At 41.6% G+C, this 10,422-nt stretch carries 7 protein-coding genes; all 7 read right to left on the reverse strand.

All coding sequences use genetic code 11. The annotated features are described in order from the left end of the window. Positions 1-276: 276 nt before the first annotated feature. The 7 genes from FHQ23_RS01050 to FHQ23_RS12325 all read right to left on the reverse strand — a co-directional run bounded on the left by FHQ23_RS01050 (position 277) and on the right by FHQ23_RS12325 (position 10,414). A complete protein-coding gene (locus FHQ23_RS01050) occupies positions 277-819 on the reverse strand; it encodes a DUF1523 family protein (protein ID WP_139612660.1) in 543 nt (180 codons plus the stop codon). Between the two features lie 3 nt (positions 820-822). Continuing rightward, positions 823-1,629 carry a TatD family hydrolase gene (locus FHQ23_RS01055; protein WP_139612661.1) on the reverse strand — a complete coding sequence of 269 codons (807 nt, stop codon included), beginning with the start codon at positions 1,627-1,629 and terminating at the stop codon, positions 823-825. Between the two features lie 12 nt (positions 1,630-1,641). After that, a complete protein-coding gene (holB, locus tag FHQ23_RS01060) occupies positions 1,642-2,625 on the reverse strand; it encodes a DNA polymerase III subunit delta' (RefSeq protein WP_139612662.1) in 984 nt (327 codons plus the stop codon). A gap of 2 nt (positions 2,626-2,627) precedes the next feature. Beyond that, on the reverse strand, positions 2,628-3,269 hold the full coding sequence (gene tmk / locus FHQ23_RS01065; protein ID WP_267963582.1) for a dTMP kinase: 642 nt from the start codon (positions 3,267-3,269) through the stop codon (positions 2,628-2,630). 1 nt (position 3,270) lies between these two features. Continuing rightward, a complete protein-coding gene (mltG, locus tag FHQ23_RS01070; RefSeq protein WP_139612665.1) occupies positions 3,271-4,323 on the reverse strand; it encodes an endolytic transglycosylase MltG in 1,053 nt (350 codons plus the stop codon). 263 nt (positions 4,324-4,586) lie between these two features. Continuing rightward, a complete protein-coding gene (locus tag FHQ23_RS01075; protein ID WP_176552225.1) occupies positions 4,587-6,845 on the reverse strand; it encodes a calcium-binding protein in 2,259 nt (752 codons plus the stop codon). A gap of 251 nt (positions 6,846-7,096) precedes the next feature. Continuing rightward, a complete protein-coding gene (locus FHQ23_RS12325) occupies positions 7,097-10,414 on the reverse strand; it encodes an Ig-like domain-containing protein (RefSeq protein ID WP_139638590.1) in 3,318 nt (1,105 codons plus the stop codon). Positions 10,415-10,422 lie beyond the last annotated feature (8 nt).

The following is a 10,422-nucleotide window of genomic DNA, read 5'->3' on the forward strand; positions in this document are numbered from 1 at the left end:
TTTAAGTATATTATTTGAGCTAAAACTAATCCTTTTAGCCTAGCACGGCAAAGCCGTACTAGGTTACGCATAGATCAGCCGCTTTGCGGCTGCTTCAGAGAGGCAAAGCCTCTCATCAATGCTTAACCGATTGCGACCGTAGGTCGCTGTCGGATAAAATCACACTCTTTTTGCTTGATTTATAAACACAAAAGATTAACAGACCCTAAAGTAGTTCAAATATAAAAAAATCGGGCGTTAATTAGCCGCCCGATTATCAAATACATTTAGTGACCACTACTCCTCACTATCAAACCAACCACGAATAAACTGAATTGATAGGAAAAGGGTGATCAACAGTAAGAAATACAGCACATAGCTGGCGATTGGCCAAGCAGCTGTTGCATTTTGATCGACCTCTTTCATTGAAGTCATATTGCGGAATTCATCGAACATCACCAAGCGCCAACCGTAATATTTGACCTGTACACTCTTTTTATCAACCGCAAAACTTTGTGCTCGCGCCTGCAAATCAGCAGAATTAAATTTAAAATAGAATGGAAAACCCCAGCGAGTATCTTCATTACGATAGACCATCACTTTGTCGTTTTCTGGATTTTGTGTATAAATATAATACACATCACGCGTCGGACCGTCTGCCGGATTGGCTTTAGTGATCGGACCATCTTTATCCACCCGCTTCACCTCAACGCCGGTAATATGGGTCACATCATAGTGAGGGAAATAAAAATTGACTGTTGCAAACAAAACAACATGGATCAATAAAGTGACTGCGATAAAAAAGAGTTTAGTCACACTGCGAAAACTGAGTTTAGCCATACCTTATCCCTCGGTTAATGATGAATCTGTCAGCACACTGACATTAAACAAACGTTCAAAATTTTGTGTGGTAATCTGTGCCAATTCTACCGCACTTACCCCTTTTAGTACTGCCAGATATTCGCATACTTCGCGCACATACGCCGGCTGATTCTGTTTGCCACGGTATGGCACCGGCGCTAAATACGGCGAATCGGTTTCCACCAACAGTCGATCCAGCGGTACGGTTTGGATCACATCACGAATCTCTTGTGCGTTGCGAAACGTGATAATGCCGGAAACCGAAATATAGAACCCCAGTTCCAGTGCCTGATCCGCCATCCATTGGTTTTCGGTGAAACAGTGTAACACGCCACCGCATTGCTGCGCTTGCCCCTGTTGCAGCAATGCCATGGTATCTTCTCTTGCCGCACGGGTGTGAATAATCAACGGTTTGTTCAACTGTTTGGCGATCTCAATTTGTTGGCTGAAAATCGCTTGCTGTTTTGCTTTGTTTTCGACGCTGTAGTAATAATCCAAACCGCACTCGCCGATCGCAACCACCTTTGGATCTTGCGCTAAGCGCTGCATTTTTTCAACATCAAAATCTTCGTCTTCCACATTTAACGGGTGCACGCCACAAGAAAGCGACACCTCGTGACGATGCGAAAGTGCGGTCTGTAGCCGTTCAAAACCGCTCAAAGTGGTGCTGATCGACAGCAAGTGCTGCACATCACTCGCTTTAGCTTTATCCACCACCTCGTCCATATTTTTATGTAATTTTTCATAATCCAAACTGTCTAAATGACAATGGGAATCGACAATAAACACTTATACCTCAATCTATTTTTCAAAAACATCACTAATTAATTTACTTAAACAATCCAATACGATCAACTCTTGGTTGACCGCATTGATTTGTGCAAAATCCTGTCGCAATTGTGAGACCAGTTGGTTCGCCTGCAAAAGTGCGGTCTGCGATAAACCTTGGCTAAATTGCTCAATGCCGTTGGCAATGTCTTGGTTAATCCAGCCTTGTTTAATCTGTAGTTTACACTTCAAGCTATCGCTAAAAAATGCCGACAGCCAATTCAGTTGGCGTTGCAGCAATATTTCGTCTTTAAAGGCAAACTGCTGTAAAAACGGTTCCAGTTGGCGATTTTGGTAAAACAACCAAAATTGGCGCAAAAACTGTTTTCGCAGCGGTAGCCAGCCCTGTTGCAACGCATTCAACGCCGCTAATGGACGGTTATAATTAACCCGAAGTGCGGTGGCAATCTCTTCATCCGATGCCGAAAATTGTTGTTGTAACCATACGGTCGCCAATTGCAACGGCGGTGCGATCAGGGTTTGAACTTGGCAACGGCTGTAAATCGTCGGCATCAACGGTACCGCAATATCTGATAGCAACACAAAATAGGTTTGATCGGTTGGCTCTTCCAGTGTTTTCAACAATGCATTGGCGGCGGCTTCGCTCAACAGCTCAATCGCTGGCAGATACACCACTTTATTGCCGTCTTGGCGAGCATACTGTTGTAAATTGGCGATCAGCTCACGCACTTGATCGATACCGATATTTTTCCCTTCCTGCAACAGCAAGCGGTGTAAATCCGGGTGATTACCACTGTCGAACAATTGGCAGTGCTGACAATGCCCGCAAGCTTGCAATCCCGGCGCTGTCTGACATAGCAATCCTTTAGCGATGGCATTCAGTAAGGTTTCACTGCCCAATCCCGGTTCACTTTTAAACAACAACGCATGATGCCCATGACCCGCAGCAAAAGCGGCGTCTAATTGCTGAAACAGTGGCGCAAACCAAGGGTACATTGTTAGTTATCCTGTTTGGCAAACCAAGTGCACACCGCACTTTGCACATCGGCGGCAACTTGCGCCATCGATTGCGCCGCATCAATCAGCACTGCATTCGGATCGGCTGCAACTAATTCTAAATAACGTGCACGAGTGCGCTGGAAGAAATCCAGTTGCAGTTGTTCGATTCTGTCCAATTCACCACGACTTCTGGCGCGACTTAACCCCAGTTCGGGATCAATATCCAGATACAGCGTCAGATCCGGTTTGAAATCGCCCAGCACGGTATCACGCAGCGTTGCCAGCAAAGTGCGGTCAATTTGACGTCCGCCGCCTTGGTAGGCTTGCGACGACATATCATGCCGATCGCCCAACACCCATTTGCCGGCACGCAATGCCGGACGAATCACGTTATCGACCAATTGAATCCGTGCCGCATACAACATCAATAATTCTGCTTTATCGCTGATCACTTCATTGCCGTCGCCGAATTTAATCAGTTCACGCAATTTCTCCGCCAATGGTGTACCGCCCGGCTCACGGGTAAATTCAACTTGCGAAATACCATTCGCCTGCAATGCTTTCAGCACTGCCTCACGCGCAGTGGTTTTACCGGCACCTTCTAACCCTTCGAGTACAATAAATTTCCCGCACTTTTGCATCTTAATTTCCATTTTTTTGCGAACGCAGCCATTTTAGATATTGCTGCACCGCTTGGTTATGTTCCGCCAGACTGTTGCTGAATTTATGCCCGCCGCTGCCGTCCGCCACGAAGTAAAGTGCGGTTGTATCAGCAGGATGCGCCACCGCCTGCAAAGAAGCTTCATTCGGCATCGCAATCGGCGTCGGCGGCAAGCCGTCGATTTGATAAGTATTATAGGCGGTTTTCTCGTCCAAATCTTTGCGCCGAATATTGCCTTGATAGTTGTCACCCATGCCATAAATCACCGTCGGATCGGTTTGCAACCGCATACCGCGTTTTAAGCGGTTGATAAATACCGCCGCCACCTGTGGGCGTTCTGATGAAAGTGCGGTTTCCTTTTCCACAATCGACGCCAAAATCAACATTTCATACGGATTTTTCAGCGGTGAATCTTTATCCCGTTGTTGCCACGCCCTGTCCAACGCCTGCTGAGTGCGCTGAATCGCCCGTTGCAGCAAGCCCACATCTGTGGCATTAACCGTGTAATGGTAGGTATCGGGATAGATCCAACCTTCCAGATTTTTCAGGGTTTGCCCTTCTACCAGTGCCAAACCCAATAAATCAAACACCTCAGCTTCGGATTTCTCGCCCAATTGCAACTGCAAGTGCGGTGCGGCAGCCAGCGTCTGACGGATTTGCTTAAATGTTTCGCCATCACCGAAACGAATACCAAACTGCGCCTCTTTGCCGCTGTTCAACAACTGCAACAGTTCGGTCACATTGGTCACACCATTCAACGAATAGGTTCCGGCTTTGACCGCACTTAGCTCCGGCTGCAAACGCAATAAAAACGGGAAAAAGGTAGCGTCTTCAAGCAAACCTTGTTGCTGTAAAAATTCGCCCAATTTTTTACCCGTTGTGCCACGCTCAATCGTCAACAATTGATCGGCTTGCGCCGTGATCGGTTGCTGCGCCAGGTTTTCGATTTGCCGATAGCCCCAATAACCAGCACCGATAACGGCAATAAACATCAGCAAACTCAATCCCAAAAAGCAATAAATCAGTTTTTTCATCATTCACAATTCTTCAAATAAATACGCCGCTAGTTTAGCAGGAAACTGCGTTTGGTGATAGCAATCTGACAGCGTGATTTTTTGGCGGATTGTGTTCTAAGTCGTTGTTCAATTGTATGTCATATTCCGTCTAATTATTATGTGTGATTCATATACAACATCTAAATAATTTTCAATTCGTTTCTTGTTTTTTAAACCCTGTAAAAAAACCGCACTTTTATTGCTAAAAGTGCGGTTGAAAATTACTTAAGGTGAGGTATCAATTAAATGATAGTAATTCCTTGCTGAACATACACATCATCGCTTAAGTTTCCATTAGCTACAGAATGGCGATACACATCATATGTAATATTATCTACTTGTTTTCCATCCTCAACTTTTATCCAATTCCCACTACTAGAACGAATAGACCAGTCTACTAAGTTGGTGTCTGTATCTGTATTCCAATCATTCATACCAAAATCAACTTTCGCTGTCTTTTTATCAGTATTAGTTGTCGTTATGTATAAAGGGCCTTGGCGATCTGTATCATTAGCAAATGTATCAAAAGTGATATCCAATGCTGTTTCATTTTGTAAAATCACTTTTTCAAAGCCTGTAAAGTATTTACTATGCATATGAGTTACATGTGCACCCCAATATTTTGTAGTGCTATTTATAATGAGTGTATCATTTCCACTTCCACCATTAAAAATACCATCTAATCTCTCATTAGCTACACCATAATATGTCCAACTATTCCAGGTAACAGTGTCATCACCGGCCCCCATATTAGCAGTAGCAGTGCCACTATTCATACCAAAGTAGTCTTTAACTATAAGTGAATCATTACCATTGCCAAAATTAATTTTAGATGAGCCATAAACGCCTTTGCCAATAGAAACAGCATTATTACCATTTCCCATATCAATGGTACCAGATGTTAGGTAGCCATCAATAATTAAGGTGTCATTACCATTATCTAGACCATCATCCTTTAAGCTCTGAGCAGAAACATCATAGTCAAAAGTTTCATTTTTTAATCCAATTCCTGTTGCGTTACCGCCAATAATAGTCGCATCATCAACATCACCACTAACGAGCATTGTATCTGATCCAGTACCTAAAATAATAACACTCTTCTCTTTAACAGAACCGGCAGAATTACGACCATTATTAATGGCTGTTCCATCTAAAGACTGATTCGCTCGTAATGCGCTATCGGTGCTTTTATCTGTAACTATAAATGTATCATCACCGTCTCCCAAGTTAATGATAGAGTTGTTACTGACAATCCCACCTTGTAATTTGAGCAGGTCATTGCCACCACCGGTTAGTATTGTTGCATTTTGAATATCATCACGATCAGTGATACCATCAAAATCACCAATAATAATGGTATCTTGGCCACCACCAGAAGTAACCCAAGAACGACCAGAACCGCCAATAATATCATTACCTACCAACAACGTATTATTGCCTTCTCCTAAAGCAACGCCCCCACTCATATTATTACTACCAACACTTTGTGATAACTTCACATAATCATCACCGCCACCTGTTAATAAAACTGCGTTATTTTCAATCTGACCTTGTGCTAAGCCTGTTGTAACCGCACCACTCTCAGAATAGCCAATTAATACCTTATCAGCATCTTCCGTTGTGAATTGGTAGTTTTTATTCTTAGTATCCTGAGAAAAATTATGCCCAGATGAATCAACACCATTAGTATTGCTCAGTGTTTGGTTGTGCAAAAATGGAATTGCTAACACATTATTCACCGTGAAATCGACTGTAATCGCATCTGATTTCAAATTAGTCTGATCGACTGCAACAATTTTATAGTTACCAAACTGATTTGTGGACGTTTCATAATCATTGCTGTCAACTTGGCTGAATTCACTGTTTGTGCTGATTAACGCTCCCCCGCCTGATACCGTCAAATAAATCTCGCCTTTTGTATTAATCGCATATTTACCGTCCTCACTTCTGGCACTCATAGCGCCATTCGTGTGAACAAATAAATATTCTTTGATTTTATTATCTTCGTCTGTCGCCGCCACTGTTGCGATTGGTTTTTTGATTAAATGATTTTCAAAATACAGGAATGAAGCTTTTTCTTGGCTAAATACCGGTTGGAACAACACGTTGGTTTCAACTTGTGCCATCTTGCCGTTAGTGTCATTAACAATCAATTTTGAGCCGAAAAGCAAAAACTTTTTCTCAATTGTCACTTCGCCACTTTTAGGATCAAGCGATAATCCGTTAGAGTGGTTATTTTGTATTTTATCGCTCCTGATCCATTGATTTTCTGCGTTTTTTGTCACAATCACCGTTTGTGCTTCACCTTCGCTATCCGTCAATTGAATCTTCAATTCCCTCGAATTTTCCTGTGACGGCGCAACTTTCAGTGCGCCATTCATCGCCCAAATTCTCGGCATATCTGTCGCTTGACTTTCCGCAAACGGTTTCAACGATAAATTTTGATTATTTACTATTCTATTCACTGGCATAACCGCCTCTCCTGTTTCACTGTTAATCATTTGTGCAAAAACATTTAAAATAGTAACTAATAGTTATAATTTTAAATTGAAATTAAATTATCAGCTTTTAGCGACAATGACCGCAGGTTTTACATTAAAGATCATTACTATCAATAAAATAGACAAATGGGATTTTCCACATACAACATGTCAATAATCTTCGATTAGTTTTTTATTTTTCAAAACGTGTAAAAAAACCGCACTTTTATTGCTAAAAGTGCGGTTTGAGGTTAGTTAACGTAGGTTATCGGTTAGATAACGATAATGCCTTGTTGGATATAAACATCATTCAATGTATTGTTACCTGCGGCTGAATGGTGGTAAACGTCATAGCTTACGCCATCAACTTCAGTTGTTGATTGTTTAGACCAAGAACCTCTCCCTGCAAAATTATCTGACAAGTTAGCACTACTTGCAGAATCACTGTTATAGTTATTCTGTCCCAAATCAACTTTACTTCCGGCAACACCTTTAATATACAGTGGGCTTTCATTGGTCGTATCACTCAGCAAATCAGAATAACGGATATCAACCGAGTTACCTGAATTTTTCATTTCAATCACTTCAAAACCTTTGAATTGTGATGAACCCAAATTCGTTGGATTATTGGTACTACCAGTATGCGTATTGGTTGTAGTCGTCAAGATCAAGGTATCTTTACCTGCACCACCATCGATCTGATTTGTACTCGAGATACTCGTACCCCCCCAAGTTACCGTATCATCACCGGCGCCCATTGAGATGGTTGGATTTCCAGTACCAACACCCAATTGTCCATTGATAGTCAGCTGATCATTTCCACTACCAAAGGTCACACTTGAGTTGTTATTCAAACCACCACCGATTGTAAGAATGTTATTACCTTCTCCCATATCGATCTTCGCGCCATTTTGTACAATGCCTTTAATGATCACGATATCGTTGCCGTCACCCATATTAATCTGGGCAGTATCAATAATTCTATCGGCAGTAAGAATATCATTACCAGCTCCTAGATTCATTAAAGCGTTATCTTTAATCACACCTACCGTAACTTCATCATCTCCAGCCCCCAAATCTAATCGGCTTGAGCCACCCATTGTTCCTAATTCAGAAGTGTATTTACTCCACAGGTCTGGAGCTGATAAGCGATTATGATCCCAACCAATATAAATAACATCCTTGCCTACCCCTCCCTCAATAACTGATGAGCCTGCTATTCCAATAGTCATCACTTTATTTTCTTCCGTAACGCTGGTGTTTTTCTTATCCTTGCCATCATAACCATTACTCAAGCGAATATACGACTCTCCATAAATACCGTTACCGCCATAAACTTCTACAGTATCATTACCGCCTCCCATTTCAACAACAGAGTCCATAATTCCTCGAGGGTCTCCATAAGGTTTACCCAGTGCCATACCAATACTCAGTACATCATCATCATTTTCAGTTGAGCTGCCCAAATGAGCATAGGCATTATGCATGTAATAGCTGACACGAACCGTATCATCACCAGCGCCATCTCCAACACCAATAACTTTAGGAGCTCCTGAAGTATCTGGCACAGTTATTACATCTGTTTTACTTCCGCCAAATATACGTACGAATTTACTGTTACCATCAGCAGGACTCATACCTGTTCTAACCCAATTTGCAGCTGCTAAATCACGCATAACCTCAATTTTATCATTACCTTCTCCTAAATAGACTTCTGTAGGCAAAGGATTCCACAGAATTGTTAAATCAGTACCGATAGATTCACGAATACGAACAAAATCATCTCCTGCACCCAGATCTAATACTGCTCCATCGCCTCTATAGGTTCCATCTCGCTGAACATTACCACTGCCACCATTGGTTGTTGCACTAAACTCATCACTATAACCAATGAATAAAATATCATGTCCATCTGTTGTAAAAATAGATCCTGCCCCTGTGCCTGTTGAATTAACACCATTTTCAGGATCAAGCAGTACATTTAACTTATCAAGATTCTTGACATCATTAATTTTAAAGGTGGCAGAAACAAATTCATCGCCTCCATTAGTAGAGGAATAAATTAGTTCTTTAGATATGCCATTTGGAGTAGTAGTTTTGTAAACCTCATAATCGTTATAAGCATTTCCCGTGCCATTTACAAACTGCCCCTGAATAGGATATTCACCAGCTGATGTAGTATTATTTCCTTTAGCACCTTGCTCAGTTAAATAAATATTACCAGTAGTACCATCAATCATATAATTTCCTGATTGATCATAATAGAAGCCATTAACTTTAGTTCCGTCTACAAATCCTTTAAATCCATTAGTATCAACAGTTCCAAGAATAATTTGATATTTTGCCTCTCCATTGCCAGCATAAAATGGTTTAGTAAGCTGATCCCACCCGTAATAACCACTATTTTCAGTATACTCGATTAACACTGGTGCTCTAGCAGCCTTCTCACCAATATTTCCTGCATCATCTGTGATTTTGGCGGTAATTATCGAAGTATCAAGAGTATAATCATTAGGGATAGTTACTTTATTTCCATCAATCTTAACTCCAACATCACTTGAAACCCAAGTATCACCTTGCTTAGTCAAAGTAATATTTTTATGCTCACCATTAGGCATCGTTACGCTAATTATCGCAGATTTAGCAGTATCTAAAGGTAAAGTTACATCAACAGTACCATCCGTTGTTTTTGCATTGAATGATGGAATTTGAACCACCGTATCTACAGAAAATACCGCACTTTCTCTACCTGTACCAGAGTTACCCACAAGATCAGTGAAGGTATTATCAGCCACTTTGATAGTAAGATTACGATAATCTTCAACATCAGCTGTCGGTGTAAAAGTTACACTCCATCTACCCGGTAAAGCTCCCTTTGTTAAATTACTAAATGTACCAATCTCAACTTCTACATTATTTTTAAATAATTTGACATCATCTAGATCAAAACCGCTGACCTCCTCACTAAAACCAAAAGCAATAATAGCTTTTTCACCTTTTTTCAAGGTCTGACCAGCTGTATCATTAGTTCTATCACTAGACAAAATAGTGATTGAATCTAATGTTGGTGCTTTAGTATCAATAATATAGTTTGGAGATTCTGCTGGCGTACCATTATTGCCAGCAAGATCCTGATAACCAGCACCAACACGGATATTATTAGTCTTATCATCAACACCTTTATTTGGCGTAAATGTTGCCGTCCATGTCACACCATCATCAGTAGTATTTAAATTACTCAAGACACCATTTTCGGCTGTAATATCGTTAATATCAAACTCAGTAATTTTCTCAGAGAAAGTAAAAGTCACAATTGCAGTATCATTACCGAAAAGGTTCACGTCACTCATTGAAATATCAACTGTTGGTGCCGTGCTGTCCGGCGCTGTCGCCGTCGCCGCATCAGAACTGTTGGCATTGCCATCCGTTGCGACCGCGCTGACTTCACTGCCGTCTTGCAACGCACCTTTATCAAAGGTTACCGTGCCGTCAGTATTGACCGTCATCCCTTCTACAGGTTTATCCGCTGACCAGCCCGCATCCTCTTTGGTTAACGTAACAGTCTGCTCTGTGCCGTCTTTATCCGTCACTTTCACCG

The organism is Testudinibacter crocodili (assembly GCF_006228025.1).
Lineage (GTDB): Bacteria > Pseudomonadota > Gammaproteobacteria > Enterobacterales > Pasteurellaceae > Chelonobacter.

What these genes read in the sequence shown, in the direction of transcription:
- FHQ23_RS01050 (WP_139612660.1), bottom strand. Translation starts at nt 819, where the DNA reads ATGGCTAAACTCAGTTTTCGCAGTGTGACTAAACTCTTTTTTATCGCA.
- holB (WP_139612662.1), bottom strand. Translation starts at nt 2,625, where the DNA reads ATGTACCCTTGGTTTGCGCCACTGTTTCAGCAATTAGACGCCGCTTTT.
- tmk (WP_267963582.1), bottom strand. Translation starts at nt 3,269, where the DNA reads ATGCAAAAGTGCGGGAAATTTATTGTACTCGAAGGGTTAGAAGGTGCC.
- mltG (WP_139612665.1), bottom strand. Translation starts at nt 4,323, where the DNA reads ATGAAAAAACTGATTTATTGCTTTTTGGGATTGAGTTTGCTGATGTTT.
- FHQ23_RS01075 (WP_176552225.1), bottom strand. Translation starts at nt 6,845, where the DNA reads ATGATTAACAGTGAAACAGGAGAGGCGGTTATGCCAGTGAATAGAATA.